Consider the following 18,535-nt stretch of genomic DNA (forward strand, 5'->3'; position numbering starts at 1 on the left):
CGCCCCGGACGCCACCTGTGCCGCCGCCCGGGTCACCGCCGCCCGAGCAGGCCGCACTTGCCGGGCAGGATGCCGAACTGCGTCAAATGGCCGAGCAGTTGCTGACCACCGTTCGCGAGGACATAGGGCGTGCCGACACCAAGGCCGCGATCCTGCTGTCCGGTGCCCTTGCCTTTCTCGCCGTTGTCTTCTCCCGCGACCAGGGCCCGCTGCCCGCCGGCGGCGGTGCGCTCGCCGTCTTGGTCGTGGGCGGGCTGCTGTGGGCCGTGGGCGTACTGATGTTGGTCTCCGTCGTCCTGCCGCGCACCCGGCCTGGCGCGTCCCGGACCTTGCTGCGCGACCTCACCTCCGGTACCCCGGCGGCCGAGCTGCGTACCCGCCTGGAAGCCTCTGCCGCCGACGTCACCGGGTGGTTCCTGGAACAGGCGAGCGTCCATGGGATCGTCCTCGCCGCCAAGTACCGGTGGCTGCGGCTCGGGGTCGTGGCCCTCCTGCTCGGCGCCCTCCTGGCCCTTCTGAGTGAACTGTGGTGACCTGCCATGCCCTTGATCGATCCGGCGGCCGCACACCCCCGGCGCCTGCTCGATGCTCTGCTCCTCGCCGCGGCCCTGCGTCCTCACCGGCTCGTTCGGCGGGCTCGCGAGCGCCACGGCACCCGCGGCGACGGCTACGGCGCGGTGGCCGCGCGCCGCGACCCGGCGGCGGAGGTGGCCGAGGCGGTCGAGGCGGCGGAGAGGGCGGAGAGCGGGAACGTGTACGCCTTCCTGGCCCATCACGCGAGCCCCGCGTGGCTGGGGCCCTTCGGCGACCGCGCGGACTGTTCCCCGCATTTCGTCGCCGCGACCGCTGGGCAGGCTCGTGGGGACCGTTTCCCGTACGGGGGCCGGCGCCCCGCCGGGTGCTCGGGCCGCTGGTGTCCGTCTTCGCCGCGTGCGGGCCGCTGAAGAGGAGTGACGACCGATGACACGAGAGCAAGGCCGGGCACGCGCCCAGGACGAGGCCGACCAGATCGTCTTCCGCTGGGACGGCGAGAACGCCTCCGGCACCGCCGGGTTCGGTCCGGTGGCCTGGTCGGGCGGTCAGGAGGAGGCGGCGGCGCTGTTCCACGGCGTGGGGGCGGTCCTGCGGGCGAGCGGTGAGGAGATCCGACCCGCTCTGGTCCGTGTCGGGGGCAGCAACGGGATCGTCCTGATCCGCCGCACCCCATGGACCGATCCCGGCGGTGGGTCCTCCGCCCTCTGCCATGTCCTCGTCGGCTCCCGCGACCTCCTCGACCCGGCGCGCTGCCTCGGTCTGCACGCCTGGACCTGGGAGGGCGCGGACCTGCCGCTCGCGGACGTGCGAGGCGAACTGCCGGTGGTGCGCGGGCAGGCCCTGATCTCGGCGGCGGAACGGGGGATGCGGCACCTGGACACCCGGCTGCCGGGCGCCGAACGCGAACTGACGGGCGCGGTAGCGGAGTTGCTGCGCCGACCGCAGGGCCACTTCACGTTCCTGGACCGGCGCGGCGACACGGCGCTTCCGGTGCTGTGGGGGCTGTACGGACTGTTCGGCCGACTCATCGACCGTCGTTGGACCTTCGCCACGCACGACACGGTCGAACTTCCCTTCCTCCGTTATGTGTTCGTCGGACAGTGGGCGGGCGCGGCCGGCCGCAACGCCGACCGCCGCCGGGTCGATCCGGCCGAACGCGCGGGCGACGACATGGAATCGCTGGCGGCCCGCCTGGTCGCCCACCACCTGCGCGACATGGGGGCCGACGGCGAACGGGTGGGCGTGGTCGGTGCCGAGCTGGGCCACTCCCTGGCCGGCCCCGGGGCCCCGCTCCGCGACACGGTCCGCGCGGCCCTGGCCCGCCTCGACCGCCGTTTCCCGCTCGAACGGCCCTCACCGCCGCCGCCCCAGGTGTGGTCGGCCGGGGCCGGGGCCGTCGCAGGAGAGCGGGCGGCGCACGGGCAGACGGAACGGGCACAGAGCACGGCGCGGAGGGAGGCTCCGGCGAGGATCGAGGAAGAAGGGGAGAAGCCGGAGCGGGCGGAGAGCCCGGAGCAGGCCGGGGTGCCGGGACGGTCGGGGCGGCGCGCGCGGTCGGAGGGGCTGGAGTGGTCCGAGCCGCCGGAGGCGAAGCCCGAGCAAGAGGAGATGAAGCCGGGGCAGGAGGAGCCGGAGAGCGGGGAGAGGCCGAAGGATCGGGAGAGTTCAGAGGTGCTGGAGGTGCTGGAGGCACCAGAGGGGTCAGAGAGGCCGGAAAGCATCGAGCCGTCGGATCGGCCGACGATGCCCATGCCCATGCCGGTGCAGGAAACGAGGCAGCTGGAGCGGTCGGAGGGACTGGAGGAGACGGCAGGGCCGGAGGCCGCGGAGAGCCCAGAGCCCGCGCGCCGGGGGAGGTCCGGGCGATGGGGGCGGCGTCGCAAGCCGGTGGAGTCGGCGGAGCCGGTACGTCCGGAAGGGCCGCCCCCGCCGCCCTCGCGGGAAGGGCCCGAGCTGCCCGGCCCCCCGGAGCCGCCGGCGGCGGCGCGGCCCGTACAACCGGACGACCGGACCAGTTCGCCGCACAGGCCGGAGCCGGCGGACGGCGCCGAGCCCCCGGGCCGACCCGAACGGCCGGGGGCAGCGGCCGTGACTCCCGTGACTCCCGTGAAGCCCGCGATCCCGGAGCAACCACGGAACGCGGAGGAGCGCGCGGGACACGAACCGTCCGGTGACCCGGTGCCGCCGCACCCGGGCGTGGGCCGGACCGCCCTGGTGGTGACGGGTCCCGGTCCCGCCCCCACCGCGCCGCCCGGGGCCCCGCCCTGGGGACCCGTACCCACCGGCGCACCGCCGCTTCCACCGGAGGACGCGGCACCCGAGCCTCCGGCCCGGTCGGCGTGGGCCGGTCCCGGGCCCGGACTCGGCCGGCGCGGCACCCGGAAGAACCGGCGCCACCAGGAGAGTCCGGCGGGCGGAGCGGGGGTGCGGTTGTCCCGCGCGCGGACCCTGGAGGAAGCGCGGAGCGCGGCCCGCGACGCGGCGGACGCGGAACTCCTCTCCGCGCTCCGGAACCGGGCGCAGCCGTACGCCGTCACCACCGCGCTCGTCCAGGAGATCGCCCAGCGCTACCCGTCCTGGGGCACGGAACTCCGGGGCGAGCTGCTGGAGCGCGTGATCGAGGCGGAGTACTTCCTCACCCGTCCCCATGCGCAGGAGCAGGTCGGGCCCGCCGAGCGGGCCGCCGACGCTGCCGCCCTGCACGACTGGGCCGTACGCCCGTTGCTCGACGGCCGGGACGGGAGCGCCGAGCCGGCCGACCGGATCGCCGGGGTGCTCGCCCGGCTCTGGGCGGGCCCGGATCCGGCGGCCCACGGCGCGTTCCGCCGGATCGTCGGACAACCCGGGCTGCCCGAGTCCGTCCTGCGCACCCTGCTCCTGAACCTCCCGCGCCCGACGGCCCCGCGCCACGACTCCTCCCCGCCGACGCCTGTCCCGGCGCCTGTCCCGGCGCCTGTCCCGACCCCGGACCTGGCTCCGGCCGTGCCTGTGGGACCCCCGGTCCCAGCGAGGCCCGTGGCACCTCCGGTCCCGGTTCCGGCCGCGCCCGTGACGCCCCCGGCCCCGGCCCCAGCCCTGGCCCCGGCTCTCGTGCCCACCCGCCCGGAGCTTCCGGCACCGCCCGCGCACGCCCCGGCCCCCACGAGCCCCCTGCCTCCTCGCCCCCACTCCCGCCCCTCGGCACCCCGACGGGAGGACGCCGGATCCCCGTTCCCGCTCCCCGTTCCCGCGCCCCGTCGGCCGGTCGAGTCGCAGCCGCTCGCCGAGCCACGGCCGCCCGTCGAGCTTCCGCAGCCCGTCGAACCACAGCCGTCCGCTGGACCACTGCCGTCCGTCGAACCACAGCCGCCCGGCGTGACGCTCCCGGACCACGACAAGCACGGGCGGCTCGCGGTCATCGTCTTGGGCGGAATCGCCGTCGTACTGATCGCGGTGCTGGTGGCCCTCCTGGCGTAGCCCCCGCCCCCGCGAGCGCGCCCCGGACGCCCGTGCCGCCCGCACCGCCCGTGACCGCCGTGACTCCGGCGACGAGACGTACGGCGTACTACGCGCGAGCGCCCCGCTCGGTCAGGATGGACGCATGGGATTCCATGTCGATTCCGAGACCGGGCGGCTGCGCCGTGTCATCCTGCACCGCCCCGATCTGGAGCTGAAGCGGCTCACCCCGACCAACAAGGACGCCCTCCTCTTCGACGACGTGCTGTGGGTACGGCGTGCCCGCCAGGAGCACGACGGTTTCGCGGACGTGCTGCGCGACCGGGGCGTCGAGGTCCATCTCTTCGGCGATCTGCTGCGCGAGACCCTGGAGGTGCCGGAGGCGCGTGCCCTCGTACTGGACCGGGTCTTCGACGAGAAGGAGTACGGCCCGCTCGCCACCGACCATCTGCGCGCCGCCTTCGACTCGCTGGACCCGGCGCGGCTGGTGGCGGCGCTGGTCGGCGGCATGACGAAGCGGGAGTTCCTCGCGGAGCACCCGGAGCCGACCTCGGTCCGTTTCCACGCGCTGGAGCTCGACGAGTTCGTGCTCGGTCCGCTGCCCAACCATCTCTTCACCCGGGACACCTCCGCCTGGATCTACGACGGGGTGTCGATCAACGCGATGCGCTGGCCCGCCCGGCAGCGCGAGACCGTCCACTTCGAGGCGATCTACCGCCATCACCCGCTGTTCACAGGACCGCGGGCGGGCGACTTCCACCACTGGTCGGAGGGGCAGTCCGACTATCCGTCGACCATCGAGGGCGGTGACGTCCTGGTCATCGGCAACGGCGCCGTCCTCATCGGCATGAGCGAGCGCACCACCCCGCAGGCGGTGGAGATGCTCGCCCGCGGCTTGTTCGCGGCCGGTTCGGCGCGCACGATCATCGCGCTCGACCTGCCGAAACGGCGGGCCTTCATGCATCTGGACACCGTGATGACCATGGTCGGCCAGGACACCTTCACGCAGTACGCGGGCCTCGGCGCGCTCCGCTCGTACACGATCGAGCCGGGCGACGAGGGCCAGTCGCTGCGGGTGACCGACCATCCGCCGGAGCAGATGCACAGCGCGATCGCCGCCGCGCTCGGGCTCCAGGACATCCGGGTGCTGACGGCCACCCAGGACGTCCACGCGGCGGAGCGCGAGCAGTGGGACGACGGATGCAACGTGCTGGCCGTCGAGCCGGGGGTGGTCGTCGCGTACGAGCGCAATGTCACCACCAACACCCACCTTCGCAGGGAGGGCATCGAGGTGATCGAGATTCCCGGCAGCGAGCTGGGCCGGGGGCGGGGCGGGCCGCGCTGTATGAGCTGTCCGGTGGAGCGGGACGCGGTCTGACGAGGCCCGGCTGATGCGGTTTGACACGGTCCGACGTGATTCGACGCGGTCCGGCGCGCCCCGGGGAGGCGGACGCCGTTGCGGGGGAGAAGGTAGGAGAGGAGGGGGGAAGCGGAGAGGCGGAGGAGAAGCGGAGGGGAAGCGGAGGCGCCTTCCGGGAGGGCTTCCGGCCCCACCCGGACCGTATAAGAATTCTAGATTACGTATACACTTCCAGGGTCCTCGTCCCTCGACGTCCCGAACGTACCCCAGGAGCGCACCATGGCCACCGACCTCATCGGACGCCACTTCCTCAAGGAGCTGGACTTCAGCGCCGAGGAGTTCCGCGGCCTGATCGCGCTCGCCGCCGAGCTGAAGGCGGCCAAGAAGGCCGGTGCCGAGGTGCAGCGGCTGCGCGGCCGCAACATCGCCCTGATCTTCGAGAAGACCTCGACCCGCACCCGCTGCGCGTTCGAGGTGGCCGCCGCCGACCAGGGTGCCTCCACGACCTATCTCGACCCGTCCGCGTCTCAGATCGGCCACAAGGAGTCGGTCAAGGACACGGCCCGGGTGCTCGGCCGGATGTTCGACGCCATCGAGTACCGGGGTGACAGCCAGGCCGCCGTCGAGGAGCTGGCCGCCCACGCCGGCGTGCCCGTCTTCAACGGTCTCACCGACGACTGGCACCCCACCCAGATGCTCGCCGACGTCCTCACCATGACCGAGCACACGGACAAGCCGCTCGACGAGATCGCCTTCGCGTACCTCGGCGACGCCCGCTTCAACATGGGCAACTCCTACCTGGTCACCGGTGCGCTGCTGGGCATGGACGTCCGGATCGTGGCCCCGGAGGCGTACTGGCCGGCCAAGCCCTTCGTGGCCGCCGCGCAGCGGCTCGCCGAGGCGAGCGGTGCGACGATCACCCTCACCGAGGACGTCGCCGAGGGTGTACGCGGAGCCGACTTCGTCGCCACCGACGTCTGGGTCTCGATGGGCGAGCCCAAGGAGGTCTGGGACGAGCGGATCGCCGCCCTCGCCCCGTACGCCGTGACCATGGACGTCCTGCGGGCGACCGGCAACCCGGACGTCAAGTTCCTGCACTGCCTGCCCGCCTTCCACGACCTCGGCACCGGCGTCGGCCGCGAGATCCACGCCCGGCACGGGCTGACCGAGCTGGAGGTCTCCGACGAGGTCTTCGAGTCGGCGCACTCGGTCGTCTTCGACGAGGCGGAGAACCGGCTGCACACCATCAAGGCCGTGATGGTCGCCACGCTAGCCCGCTAGAACCTGCCTCCGCCCACGCCCCCGCCGCGAAAGCGCCGGCCACCGCCCCGTCGAGGGCTGTGGCCGGCGCTTCGTCGTACCGAGGGCGAAGCCGGACCCGTACCGGCACTGGACCCGTACCGACATCCGTCCCGGCCCGTACCGACACCCGTCCCGGCCCCGTCCCGGAACGGGAATTCCGTAACCCCTCCCCCCGCCGAATTCCCCAGCAGGGTTTTTACAGCGTGAACTCCGCGCTGTAGGTCTCGGTGAAGTCGGCGCTGTACATCTGTTCGCTGGGAATGTTCGAGAACTGAAGATGGATGACGGCCTTCAGCGTCCATTTACCCGACACGGCGGGCGCCGTGCCCGCGCTCCAGGAGGTGCCCGAGCCGCGGTAGACGACCATGATCTCCTTGAGCGTGGTGGAGGTCGTCCGGCCGTCGGGCGAGGTCAGCTCGACGGAGCCCGAGAGCGTGATCGGCCCGGGCGTGTAGGGCCAGCGCCCGTACTCCTCCTGCTTGAGGTGCTTGAGGTAGACCCCGCCCCACATCTGGCCGTCCGACTCCGACAGTCCGAGCTGGTGCGCGAACTCGAACTTCTCGCCGCCTCCCTCGGGGTACGCCCACTGCACTTCCGACCACTGCTCACTGGCCATGAAGAAGTCCCCTTCCCCTCACGGCACATCACCCGATATGCCGTTCACACACTTCCCTGCCGCTTCATTCGGCAACCGGTCCGGACACAGCCGCTTTCGGACAAGGATGTCCCGCGAATTCAGGAAGGCGGGCAGGCCGCGCTCCGCGGACTTCAGGCGCCGCCGACGGCCGTGCCGGTGCCGGATCGCCGATTCCGCCGCCACCGGCCTCCCGCCACGCGTGCGTGCATTCGGGTGGACCCGGCTCGGACCGTCCGGCGATGGGCCGCGTCGCCGGGGCCGGACTCGTAACGTCGGCGGGCGGACGCACTCCGCCCCACCGCCGCCGAGCCAAGCAGGTGACCTCCGATGACGTCGACCGCGACCCCCAGGTTCTCCGTCTTCACCCCCAGCCACCAGCCCCGATTCCTCGACGAGTGCCTGGCGACCCTGCAGGCGCAGACCTGTCCGGACTGGGAGTGGATCGTCCTGCTCAACAACGGCGCCCGGTGGCGGCCCGAGCGTCCCGACGAGCGGGTACGGGTGGAGATCGCGGACGACGTACGCGGCGTCGGGGCCGCCAAGCGGCGGGCCTGCGAACGGGCGCGCGGCGACATCCTGGTGGAACTCGACCACGACGACCTGCTGGTCCGGACCTGCCTCGCGGAACTCGGCCAGGCGTTCGACGACCACCCCGAGGCCGTGTTCGTCTACAGCAACACCGCCCAGATCACCGAGAGCGGGCAGCGGGACGACAGCCGCTTCAACGAGGCGTACGGCTGGCAGTACGAGGAGGTGGTCGTCGACGGCCAGGCCCTGCTCCAGGTCAGGTCGATGGCCCCGACCCCGCACAACGTGTCCTACATCTGGTACGCCCCCAACCACGTACGGGCGTTCCGCAAGGAGAGCTACGAGAAGGCCGGGGGCTACGACGCCACCCGTACGGTCCTCGACGACCAGGACCTGATGTGCCGGCTGTTCCACGTCGGCGACTTCCACCACATCCCGCGCTGTCTGTACCTCCAGCGGATGCACCCGTCGAACACCCAGCGCGACCCGGAGGTCAACGCGCACATCCAGCGCGAGACGGTCGCCCTGTACGACAAGTACATCGAGGCCAACGCCCTCGCCTGGACCGCGCGCCACGGACTGCTCGCGCTCGACCTCGGCGCGGCCCACCGCAAGCCGCCGGGCTACCTGGGCGTGGACCAGTACCCGGGGGAGGGCGTCGACATCGTCGCGACCCTGCCCGGCCGGCTGGACCTGCCCGACAGCTCGGTCGGTCTGATGCGGGCCGTCGACTTCCTGGAGCACGTCCCCGCGAAGGTGCCGCTGATCAACGAGCTGTACCGGCTCCTCGCGCCCGGCGGGATGCTCCTCACCATGACGCCCAGCTCCGACGGGCGCGGCGCGTACCAGGACCCGACCCATGTCGCCTTCTACAACGAGAACTCGTTCTGGTACTACACGGACGACCAGTACCGGGCCTTCGTCCCCGAGATCGAGGCCCGGTTCCAGTCGTCACGGCTGGTCACCTACTTCCCCACCGAGTGGCACTCCCGCAACGACATCTCCTATGTGACGGCCAACCTCATCGCGATGAAGGAGGGCGCCGAGCGGTGCGGGGGGCCGCTGCGGGTCTGACCTTCCGCGCGTAGGGCCGGGCCTTGTGCGGCCGGGCCTTGTGCGGCCGGGCCCGTGCGGGCAAGTCGGTACGACGGACGGCGCATGACTGACGGCCATGACGGCCGGCGCATGACGGACGGCGGCCGGCGCATGACGGACGGCGGTGCCCCGGGGTCTCGGCCCCGGGGCACCGCCGTTCACCGCGGGGTCATGTCAAGGATGGGCGCAGATCGCGTATGCCTGATCGTCCGCCGTTCCGTCGGTGTCGACCTGCCATCCGGTGGCGGGTCCGGATCCGGTGAAGACCGGCCACGAGGAGACGACGTGGGTGCCGTTGGACGGGGTCTGGAAGCCGCCGCCGGTGGCGACGTCACCGGCGTTGCAGAGGGCGACCGAGGAGGTGCCCATGGGGCCGACCACGACATAGGAGGAACCGAGCCCGACGCCCTGAGTGCCCTGGCTGCCCGGCGTGCCCTGGAATCCCTGGAAGCCTTGGGATCCCTGGACTCCCTGGGCTCCGGTGACGCCCTGGGTGCCCTGTGCGCCCTGGAACCCCTGGGGTCCCTGGGGTCCGGTGCCGCCGTCGAACCCCTGGAAGCCCTGGGGTCCCTGCGTTCCGATACCGATGGTGCCCTGGAAGCCCTGGAACCCCTGTGTGCCTTGCGTGCCTTGGGTTCCCTGGGCTCCTTGGGTGCCGGTGTCCCCCTGCGCACCCTGGGCGCCCTGAGTTCCGGGGTCGCCTTGGAATCCCTGGGCTCCCTGTGCGCCGGTGTCTCCCTGTGCGCCGGGCCCGCCGGGGTCGCCCTGGAAGCCCTGCGGCCCTTGGGTGCCGGTGCCGGTGTCGCCCTGGAACCCCTGCGGTCCCTGTGCGCCCGGGTCGCCCTGTGCGCCGGGTCCGCCCGAATCGCCTTGGAATCCCTGGGATCCCTGTGCGCCGGTGTCGCCCTGTGCGCCGGGCCCGCCCGGGTCACCCTGGAAGCCCTGCGGTCCCTGGGTGCCGGTGCCGGTGTCGCCCTGTACGCCTTGCGTGCCCTGGGCACCCTGCGCGCCCGGGTCGCCTTGGAAGCCCTGGGGGCCCTGCGGTCCGGTGCCCTCGCCGCTCGGTCCCTGCGGTCCGGTGTCGCCCTGGAAGCCCTGCGGTCCCTGGGTGCCGGTGCCGGTGTCGCCCTGGAAACCTTGCGTGCCCTGAGCGCCCTGCACACCGGGGTCGCCCTGGGCTCCCTGTGCGCCGGTGTCTCCCTGCACGCCCGGCCCACCGGGCTCGCCCGGGTCGCCCTGGAAGCCCTGGGGCCCCTGCGGTCCGGTGCCCTCGCCACCCGGTCCCTGCGGGCCCGTGTCGCCCTGGAACCCCTGCGGTCCCTGGGTGCCGGCGCCGGTGTCGCCCTGCGCACCTTGCGCACCCTGCACCCCGGGATAGCCGGTCGCGCCCTGCACGCCCTGCGGTCCCTGGGGTCCGGTGCCCTCGCCGCCCGGTCCCTGCGGCCCGGTGTCGCCCTGGAAGCCTTGGAAGCCCTGCGGTCCCTGCGGCCCCGAGTCGCCCGGGATGCCCATGTCGCCCTGCGGGCCCTGGGGGCCTTGGGGGCCCTGGGTTCCGGAGCCGCTTCCGTAGTCGTCGCCGTCGCCGCCCCGGTCCCCGTGGCCGCCCTTCATCACGGCGATGGGCGTCATCACGGCGATGGGCGGCCGGCCCACGTCGCGCGGGACGCTCAGGGCACCGTTCGGACCGGGGGTGGCCACGCTGCCGGCGGTGCCCGACGACCGGTGGATCGCGTGGGCGACGGCCACGGTGCTGGGGACGACGTTCAAGGCCACGGCAAGGACGCCCGCCGAGACCACCGTGGCGGATCTCAGACGGGCGATTCGGGTCGTTCTAGGGCTCACTGAGCACCTTCCTCACGAAAAGTGGTGGGATCACACCCCGAGCGCACACGCTGGGTGCACTCGCCCCGCCCGCGAGTCACTATTCCACCGCCCGGCATGAGTTGAATACGGTGATTTGTCGCAATCGACGGAGATCACCCGCCCGCCGACCTCGCGAGCACGTCACGCCGAGGGGCCGACGCACCGCTCCCGCCCCGCTCCCACCCCCTTCCGGGCCCGCCTCCGACCTGCTTCGGCGCGCCCCGGCCGGCCCGGGAACTGGGCCGGTGGGGTATAGGGATGCGTCCGGTTGGGTGAATATGCGGAACACGGGCTACCATCGCCTCATCGAGGGGGGTTCGGGCAGGTATGCCCGGACCCCCTTCTTCGCGTGTGCGCGCGCCCGTCCGTACCGCCCCTATGCCCACTCACCCGCATGGCCGCACCCCCGAGTGCCCGAGTGCCCACGCGCCCGAGTGCCCGACCAGAGATGAGAACGACCGCATGTCCTCGCGGATCAAATCCCCGAGCCGGCTGATCGCCGAGTCCGGAGCCGACCTCGAAGGCCACGGCCTCAAGCGCACCATGGGACTGTTCCAGCTGGTGAGCTTCGGCATCGGCGCCATCGTCGGCACCGGCATCTTCGTCGGGCTCTCCGACAGCGTCGCCGAAGCGGGGCCCGCCGTCGTGGTCTCCTTCGTGCTCGCCGCGATCACCTGCGTCTTCACGGCCTTCTCCTTCGCCGAGCTGGGCAGCGCGATCCCGGTGTCGGGCTCCTCGTACTCCTTCGCGTACGCGAGCCTCGGCGAGCGGGTCGCCTTCCTCGTCGGCTGGTGCCTGCTGCTGGAGTACGGCGTCTCGGTGTCCGCCGTCGCGGTCGGCTGGAGCCAGTACCTGAACGAGCTGCTCGACAGCCTCGTCGGCGTGCACCTGCCCGCCGCGCTGTCCGCCGGGCCCGCCGACGGCGGTGTGGTCAACCTGCCCGCCGTGATCGTCATCCTGCTCGCGGCCGTCCTCCTCGTACGCGGGGTACGGGAGAGCGCCCGGGCGACCGCCGCCATGGCCATTCTCAAGATCGTCATCCTGCTGTTCTTCTGCGCGATCGGCTACACCGCCTTCCAGGCCGGCCACCTCTCCCCGTTCACCGGCAGCGGCTTCTCCGGGATCACCGCCGGCGCGTCCCTCGCCTTCTTCTCCTTCATCGGCTTCGACGCCATCACCACCGCCGGCGAGGAAGTGAAGAACCCGCGGCGCAACATCCCGCTCGCGATCCTCATCTGCATCGGCGCCGTCACCCTGCTCTACTGCGCCGTCGCGCTCGCCGCGATCGGGGCGCTCGGCGCGGACGCCGTCGCCGGCCAGCCCGCCGCGCTCTCGCTCGTCGTCAACCAGGTGACCGACTCGACGGTCGGCGGCGGGATCATCGCCTTCGGCGCGGTCGTCGCCATCGCCTCCGTCGTCCTCGCCGTGATGTACGGGCAGACCCGGATCCTCATGTCGATGTCCCGCGACGGCCTGGTGCCCCGGGTCTTCGAACGCGTCTCGCCCCGGACCCACACGCCGGTGGCCAACACCTGGATCGTGGCGACCGTCTTCGCGGTCCCCGCCGCGTTCGCGACGCTCGGCATGGTCGTCAACCTGACCACCATCGGCACGCTCGCCGTCATGGCCGTGGTGAACATCGCCGTGATCACGCTGCGCCGCCGCAACCCCGAGCTCCGGCGCTCCTTCCGGGTCCCGCTCTACCCGCTCAGCCCGATCCTCGGCGTCGGCTTCTGTCTGTACCTCATGTGGGGGACCGGCTGGCAGACCTGGCTCCAGTTCGCCGGCTTCCTCGTCGTCGGCGCGCTCGTCTACACGGGATACGGGCGCCGTCACTCGCGCCTCGCCGCCGAGTCGGAGGACGAGGAGCGGCCGGTGGCGCGGTCGGCGGAGTGACCTTGAGAGGCCGGGGGATGGTTCCCCCGGCCTCTCGGGCTTCTGCGGCCTTCAGGCGTCTCAGGTGTCTCGGGCGTCTCGAGCGTCTTCGGTCTCTCCGGCTCGCCGTGGCTCGGGGCGGTGCATCGGCCGTGCGGGCCGGGTCCGCGGCTCAGCGCGGGGGGATGACCGGCCGGGGTACGGACGGCGTCGGCGTGGCCTGGGGCGGTACGGCCGGTGTCGGCGTGTCGCGCGACGGTACGGCCCGCGACGACGGTACGGCCGGCAGTGGCACGGCCGGGAGCGTGAACCAGACCGCCTTGCCGTGGGCGGTGGGGCGGTGTCCGCAGTCGCTGCTCAGCGCGCGGATGAGGAGCATGCCCCGGCCGTGCTCCTGCCACGGGTCGACGGGGACGGACGGATCCGGGCAGCGCAGCTCGCCGGGGGCCGCCGGGCGGTCGTCGTGGACCTCGATCTGACAGCCGCCCGGTGCCGGGAGCAGTTCGACGACGAGCTCGATCGGGCTGTCGCCCGGGGTGTGCTCGACGGCGTTGGCGACCAGCTCGGCGGTGAGGAGCTCGGCGGTGTCGCGGTCGGCGGCGGCCTGCTCCGGGCCCTCGATCTCGGTGAGGGCGGTACGGACGAGGGCGCGGGCGATCGGCACGGCGGCCGTGGTGTGCGGCAGCTCGGCGCGCCATGCGGGTGGGCCGGAGACTTCGAACACGGGGGCGGCTCCCGTTCGGGTCGGATGCGGGCCGGATGCGGGGGACATCCGGGTTTCCACCTTACGAAGTCATAAATCCGGACAGGGGAGCGGGCCGCGCCTCTGGGGCGACGGGATCGCGCGGGGAGGCGGGGGCGCACGGAGGGGCGTGGCGCGGGCGGCACGGCGCGCGTATCGCGTACTCGTGACGACAGTCACATACGAGTGATACGCTCCCGGTGTCGTGTGGACGATGCACCCGTACGCGCACGCAATCAGGGAGGTTCTCCCGGACATGAGCCCCTTCACCGGCTCCGCGCCCCGCACCGAACGCTGGCGGCATCTGCGCCTCACCCTGGACGACGGGGTCGCCACGATCACCCTCGACCGCCCCCAGAAGCTGAACGCGCTCACCTTCGGCGCCTACGCCGACCTGCGCGACCTGCTCGCCGAACTCTCCCGGGAACGCGCCGTCCGGGCCCTCGTGCTCGGCGGCGAGGGACGCGGCTTCTGTTCCGGTGGCGACGTCGACGAGATCATCGGCGCCACCCTCGCCATGGACACCGCCCAGCTCCTCGACTTCAACCGGATGACCGGGCAGACCGTGCGGGCGCTGCGCGAGTGCCCGTTCCCGGTGATCGCCGCCGTGCACGGGGTGGCCGCCGGCGCCGGGGCGGTCCTCGCCCTCGCCGCGGACTTCCGGGTCGCCGACCCCACCGCCCGGTTCGCCTTCCTCTTCACCCGCGTCGGGCTCTCCGGCGGCGACATGGGCGCCGCGTATCTGCTGCCCCGGGTGGTCGGCCTCGGCCACGCGACCCGGCTGCTGATGCTGGGCGACCCGGTCGGTGCCGTCGAGGCCGAGCGGATCGGCCTGATCAGCGAGCTGACCGAGGCCGGGGAGGCCGGCAGCCGCGCCGCGACCCTGGCGCGCCGGCTCGCCGAGGGCCCGGCGCTCGCGTACGCCCAGACCAAGGCGCTTCTCACGGCCGAACTCGACATGCCGCTGGCGGCCTCCGTCGAAATGGACGCGGCCACCCAGGCCCTGCTCATGCACGGGGAGGACTACGCGGAGTTCCACGCGGCCTTCACCGAGAAGCGCCCGGCGAAGTGGCGGGGCCGATGACCCCGCGCCCGGACGGCCCCGAGCCCGGTCACGGCTCCGGCCGCGCCCCCGGTCACGACCCTGACCGCGCACCTACCCGGGACCCCGGCGGCGGGCCTGCTCTCGGGGCCGGACCCGCTCTCGGAGGCCCCGACCCGGCCTCTGCTCCCGCCCTCCTCGGCGGATGCGCCGATCCACCGCCACCGGCCTCCACCGACACCCCTCCCGCCGATCCCGCCCTTGACTCCGGCCCCGGCCCCGGCGCGATACGTCGGCCCTCCGGCCCCGCACCCCACGCGTTCGCCCCCGCCCGGCCGCCCGAGGCGCTCACCCCCCACCCTCTCCAGGTCGCCGTCATCGGCGGCGGACCCGGCGGCCTGTACGCCGCCGCCCTCCTCAAACGCGGCGACCCGCACCGCGAGGTCACCGTCTGGGAACGCAACGCGCCCACCGACACCTTCGGCTTCGGTGTCGTCCTCTCCGACGAGACCCTCGGCGGCATCGAGAGCGCCGACCCGGTCGTCCACGCCGCGCTGCGCCGCGAACTCGTCCACTGGGACGACGTCGAGATCGTCCATCGGGGCCACCGCCTCACCTCCACCGGCCACGGCTTCGCCGCCCTCGGCCGCCGTCGGCTGCTGGAGCTGCTGCACACGCGCTGCACCGACCTCGGCGTACGGCTCCGCTTCCGTACCGAGGCGCCGACCGCCGACGCCCTCACCGCGCAGGGCTACGACCTCGTCGTCGCCGCCGACGGTGTGCACAGCCGCACCCGCGAGGAGCACGCCGACGTCTTCCGGCCCACCCTCACCACCCACCGCTGCCGCTACATCTGGCTCGCCGCCGACTTCGCCCTCGACGCCTTCCGGTTCGAGATCGCCGAGACCGAGTACGGCGTGATGCAACTGCACGCCTACCCCTACGCACTCGGACGCGAGCCCTCCTCCACCGTCATCGTCGAGATGCGCGAGGAGGTGTGGCGGGCCGCCGGATTCGACGAGCTCGACGAGGAGGAGTCCACCGCCCGCTGCGCCAAGATCTTCGCCGACGCGCTCCAGGGCCGGACGCTCCGCTCCAACAAGTCCGCCTGGACCGCGTTCCGTACGGTCGTCAACGCCCGCTGGTCGCACGGCTCCACCGTCCTGCTCGGCGACGCCGCCCACACCGCGCACTTCTCGATCGGCTCCGGCACCAAACTGGCCGTCGAGGACGCCGTCGCCCTTGCCGCCCATGTCGACCGCGAGCCCACTCTCGCCCGCGCGCTCGCCGCGTACGAGGCCGAACGCCGACCGGTCGTCGAGTCCACCCAGCGGGCCGCCGCCGCGAGTCTGCGCTGGTTCGAGGAACTGGCCGGCCAACTCGACCGTCCACCAGGCCAGTTCGCCTTCAACCTGCTGACCCGGAGCCGCCGCGTCACCCACGACAACCTGCGGCTGCGCGATCCCGCCTTCACGGCCTCCGTTGAGGAAGAGTTCGGCTGCCCGCCCGGCACCCCGCCGATGTTCACCCCGTTCCGGCTCGGCGGACTGGCCCTGCGCAACCGGGTCGTCGTCTCGCCCATGGACCAGTACGTCGCCGAGGACGGCCTCCCCGGCGACTTCCACCTCGTCCACCTCGGCGCCCGCGCCCTCGGCGGCGCGGGACTCGTCATGACCGAGATGGTCTGCGTGAGCGAACAGGGCCGGATCACCCCCGGCTGTACCGGACTGTGGAACGACGAACAGGCCGCCGCCTGGGCCCGGGTCGCCCGCTTCGTGCACACCGAGGCCCCCGGGACCGCGATCGGCGTCCAGCTCGGCCACTCCGGCCGCAAGGGCTCCACCCGCCGTATGTGGGACGGCATCGACACGCCCCTCCCGCACGGCAATTGGCCCCTCGTGGCCGCCTCCGCGCTGCCGTACCGGCCCGGCGTCAACCAGACCCCGCAGGCCCTCGACCGCACCGGACTCGCCGCCGTCCGCGAGGAGTTCACCGCCGCCGCGTACCGCGCCGCCCAGGCGGACTTCGATCTGCTCGAACTCCACTGCGCCCATGGCTACTTGCTCTCCGGCTTCCTCTCCCCGCTCACCAACCACCGCACCGACGCCTACGGCGGCGACCTGGCCGGCCGGCTCCGCTTCCCGCTCGAAGTCTTCGACGCGGTACGGGAGGTGTGGCCGACGGACCGGCCGCTGACCGTCCGTATCTCCGCCACCGACTGGGCCGAGGGCGGCACCACCGCCGACGACGCCGTGGAGATCGCCCGCGCCTTCACCGCCCACGGTGCCGCCGCCATCGACGTCTCCACCGGCCAGGTCGTCGCCGACGAACGCCCCGAGTTCGGCCGCTCGTACCAGACCCCGTACGCCGACCGGATCCGCGCCGCCCTCGGCGTACCCGTGATCGCGGTCGGCGCGATCTCCTCCTGGGACGATGTGAACTCCCTGCTCCTGGCCGGCCGCGCCGACCTCTGCGCCCTGGCCCGGCCCCACCTCTACGACCCGCAGTGGACCTTGCACGCCGCCGTCGAGCAGGGGTACGAGGGGCCGGCCGCGCCCTGGCCCGCCCCGTACCGGGCCGGCAACCGGCGCCCGCCGACCGGCCGGAAGGATCCCTGAGGGGGCCGCCGGGAACGGCTCTTCGGGCGCCGGGGGCGGGGAGTCGGTGTGCCGGTGTGCCGGGGAGTTGGGGAATCGAGCCGGGGGTGATCCCCGCGGGGCGGGGGGTGAGCCGGATGGTGGAGTCCCGGTCGAGGCATGGCCGACGCGCGCCTATCGTGGCGTCCCGGCGGCCCGGCCCCGACACCCCGGAGAGCACCTCATGAGGATCAACCTGGCCAGCGTCTTCGTCGACGACCAGGACAAGGCCCTGCGCTTCTACACCGACGTGCTCGGCTTCGTCGAGAAACACCGGGTCCCGCTGGGCGGGCACGACTGGCTGACGGTCGTCTCGCCCGAGGACCCCGACGGCACCGAACTGGTCCTGGAACCCAACGCGCACCCCGCCGCCAAGGCGCACCAGGAGGCCCTGACCGCCGACGGCATCCCGGTCAACTCCTTCGCCGTGACCGACGTACGCGCCGAGTACGAGCGGCTGCGCGCGCTCGGGGTGCGCTTCACCCTGGAGCCGGTGGAGGCGGGCCCGGTCACCATCGCCGTCCTCGACGACACCTGCGGCAATCTGATCCAGATCGCCGAGCGGACCGGGGAAGGGCAGAGGGCGAAGGGATGAAGGGATGAAGAGTTGAAGGGATGAGGGGCTGTCCGGCGGACCCCGGCGCCGGCCCGGGCCGAGCAGCCCCGACGCCCCCTACCCGCGCACGAACTCCCCGCCGCGCGCGGACAGCAGCTCGTGCAGCCGGGCGAAGACCTCCGCCGAGCGGGTGCCCGGCCAGTCCTCCGGCAGGAGCGCGAGCGGAAGAACTGGGTCGGCGTAGGGGAGCCGGCGCCAGGAGTCGAGGGCGAGCAGATACGCGCGGTACGCGTCCTCCGCCGTGCCCGGCGCGGCCGCCCACGCCCGTAGCACCGGCTCGTGCGCGGCCAGGAACTCCTCGTGCAGCGCCGCGATCGACGGCAGGTCCCACCAGCGGGCCACCGCCTCCGCCGTCGGCGCGTAGCCCAGGTGAGCGCCCCGGAACAGGTCCACGTACCCGGACAGTTCCAGCCGTTCCAGCGTGTGGCGGGTTTCCTCGTACAGCCGGGCCGGCGCGATCCAGACCCCGGGGGCGGCCGTGCCGAAGCCCAGCCGGGCCAGCCGGGAACGCAGCAGATGGCGCTTGTGGCGTTCCGCCTCCGGCACCGAGAACACGGCGAGCACCCAGCCGTCGGACAGCTGCGGCTCGTCGGTCGCGTAGATCCGGCGGTCGCCGTCGACGAGCATCATCCGGGCGTCGTCCGACAGCGCGTACCCGGCGGCGCCGCCCGCCGTCCGGCGCGGCAGCAGCAGCCCGCGCCGCTTCAGCCGCGACACCGACGAGCGTACGGACGGCGCGTCCACGCCGAGCACGCCGAGGAGCCTGATCAGCTCGGCCACCGCGAGCGGCGCGCCGTCCGGCGACCGGCCGTACGCGCCGTACAGGGAGACGATCAGGGAACGGGGGGTGTGCTGCTCGGCCACGTGATC

At 73.1% G+C, this 18,535-nt stretch carries 13 protein-coding genes and 1 pseudogene; 10 read left to right on the forward strand and 4 right to left on the reverse strand.

The window, feature by feature from the left end:
- Positions 1–86: 86 nt before the first annotated feature.
- The 5 genes from ABZ990_RS02415 (at position 87) to argF (ending at position 6,610) form a co-directional block, all read left to right on the forward strand.
- Entirely contained in the window at positions 87–533 is a 447-nt protein-coding gene (locus ABZ990_RS02415) for a Pycsar system effector family protein (RefSeq protein WP_361223987.1), read from the forward strand.
- A gap of 6 nt (positions 534–539) precedes the next feature.
- Positions 540–944 carry a hypothetical protein gene (locus ABZ990_RS02420; RefSeq protein ID WP_361223990.1) on the forward strand — a complete coding sequence of 135 codons (405 nt, stop codon included), beginning with the start codon at positions 540–542 and terminating at the stop codon, positions 942–944.
- Positions 945–960: 16 nt separating this feature from the next.
- Positions 961–3,990: a hypothetical protein gene (locus ABZ990_RS02425; protein WP_361223993.1), complete on the forward strand. Its 3,030-nt coding sequence runs from the start codon at positions 961–963 to the stop codon at positions 3,988–3,990.
- Between the two features lie 124 nt (positions 3,991–4,114).
- The gene (locus ABZ990_RS02430; RefSeq protein ID WP_361223996.1) at positions 4,115–5,347 is read left to right on the forward strand and encodes an arginine deiminase; all 1,233 of its coding nucleotides are present in this window, start codon (positions 4,115–4,117) and stop codon (positions 5,345–5,347) included.
- 261 nt (positions 5,348–5,608) lie between these two features.
- Positions 5,609–6,610, forward strand: coding sequence for an ornithine carbamoyltransferase (gene argF / locus ABZ990_RS02435; RefSeq protein ID WP_361223999.1), 1,002 nt, complete (start codon positions 5,609–5,611; stop codon positions 6,608–6,610).
- 217 nt (positions 6,611–6,827) lie between these two features.
- Here argF and ABZ990_RS02440 read toward each other — a convergent pair whose 3' ends face one another.
- Positions 6,828–7,247 (reverse strand): hypothetical protein, encoded by a 420-nt coding sequence (locus ABZ990_RS02440; protein ID WP_361224002.1) that lies wholly within the window; start codon positions 7,245–7,247, stop codon positions 6,828–6,830.
- A 348-nt stretch (positions 7,248–7,595) separates the two neighbouring features.
- Between ABZ990_RS02440 and ABZ990_RS02445 the strand changes: the two genes are divergently transcribed.
- Positions 7,596–8,870, forward strand: a complete 1,275-nt coding sequence (locus ABZ990_RS02445; protein ID WP_361224004.1) for a glycosyltransferase — start codon at positions 7,596–7,598, stop codon at positions 8,868–8,870.
- A 195-nt stretch (positions 8,871–9,065) separates the two neighbouring features.
- Here the strand turns inward: ABZ990_RS02445 and ABZ990_RS02450 are convergent, their stop codons facing one another.
- On the reverse strand, positions 9,066–10,733 hold the full coding sequence (locus ABZ990_RS02450; RefSeq protein WP_361224007.1) for a collagen-like protein: 1,668 nt from the start codon (positions 10,731–10,733) through the stop codon (positions 9,066–9,068).
- Between the two features lie 483 nt (positions 10,734–11,216).
- On the opposite strand from ABZ990_RS02450, the gene ABZ990_RS02455 reads away from it, so the two are divergent.
- Complete coding sequence (locus ABZ990_RS02455) at positions 11,217–12,650, forward strand: amino acid permease (RefSeq protein WP_361224010.1); 1,434 nt, start codon at positions 11,217–11,219, stop codon at positions 12,648–12,650.
- A gap of 268 nt (positions 12,651–12,918) precedes the next feature.
- On the opposite strand, the pseudogene ABZ990_RS02460 reads toward ABZ990_RS02455, so the two are convergent.
- Positions 12,919–13,401: pseudogene (locus ABZ990_RS02460) on the reverse strand (ATP-binding protein); the annotation flags it as partial.
- Between the two features lie 226 nt (positions 13,402–13,627).
- On the opposite strand from ABZ990_RS02460, the gene ABZ990_RS02465 reads away from it, so the two are divergent.
- The 3 genes from ABZ990_RS02465 to ABZ990_RS02475 all read left to right on the forward strand — a co-directional run bounded on the left by ABZ990_RS02465 (position 13,628) and on the right by ABZ990_RS02475 (position 17,644).
- Positions 13,628–14,455 carry an enoyl-CoA hydratase family protein gene (locus ABZ990_RS02465; protein ID WP_361224013.1) on the forward strand — a complete coding sequence of 276 codons (828 nt, stop codon included), beginning with the start codon at positions 13,628–13,630 and terminating at the stop codon, positions 14,453–14,455.
- On the forward strand, positions 14,452–17,031 hold the full coding sequence (locus ABZ990_RS02470) for a bifunctional salicylyl-CoA 5-hydroxylase/oxidoreductase (RefSeq protein ID WP_361224015.1): 2,580 nt from the start codon (positions 14,452–14,454) through the stop codon (positions 17,029–17,031). The genes ABZ990_RS02465 and ABZ990_RS02470 overlap by 4 nt, the downstream gene beginning before the upstream one ends.
- A 202-nt stretch (positions 17,032–17,233) precedes the next feature.
- Positions 17,234–17,644 carry a VOC family protein gene (locus tag ABZ990_RS02475; protein ID WP_361224018.1) on the forward strand — a complete coding sequence of 137 codons (411 nt, stop codon included), beginning with the start codon at positions 17,234–17,236 and terminating at the stop codon, positions 17,642–17,644.
- A gap of 78 nt (positions 17,645–17,722) precedes the next feature.
- Here ABZ990_RS02475 and ABZ990_RS02480 read toward each other — a convergent pair whose 3' ends face one another.
- Positions 17,723–18,529 carry a PaaX family transcriptional regulator C-terminal domain-containing protein gene (locus tag ABZ990_RS02480; RefSeq protein ID WP_361224021.1) on the reverse strand — a complete coding sequence of 269 codons (807 nt, stop codon included), beginning with the start codon at positions 18,527–18,529 and terminating at the stop codon, positions 17,723–17,725.
- Positions 18,530–18,535 lie beyond the last annotated feature (6 nt).

Origin of the sequence: Streptomyces sp. NPDC046203, assembly GCF_040646255.1 — a bacterium.
Classification (GTDB): Bacteria; Actinomycetota; Actinomycetes; order Streptomycetales; family Streptomycetaceae; genus Streptomyces.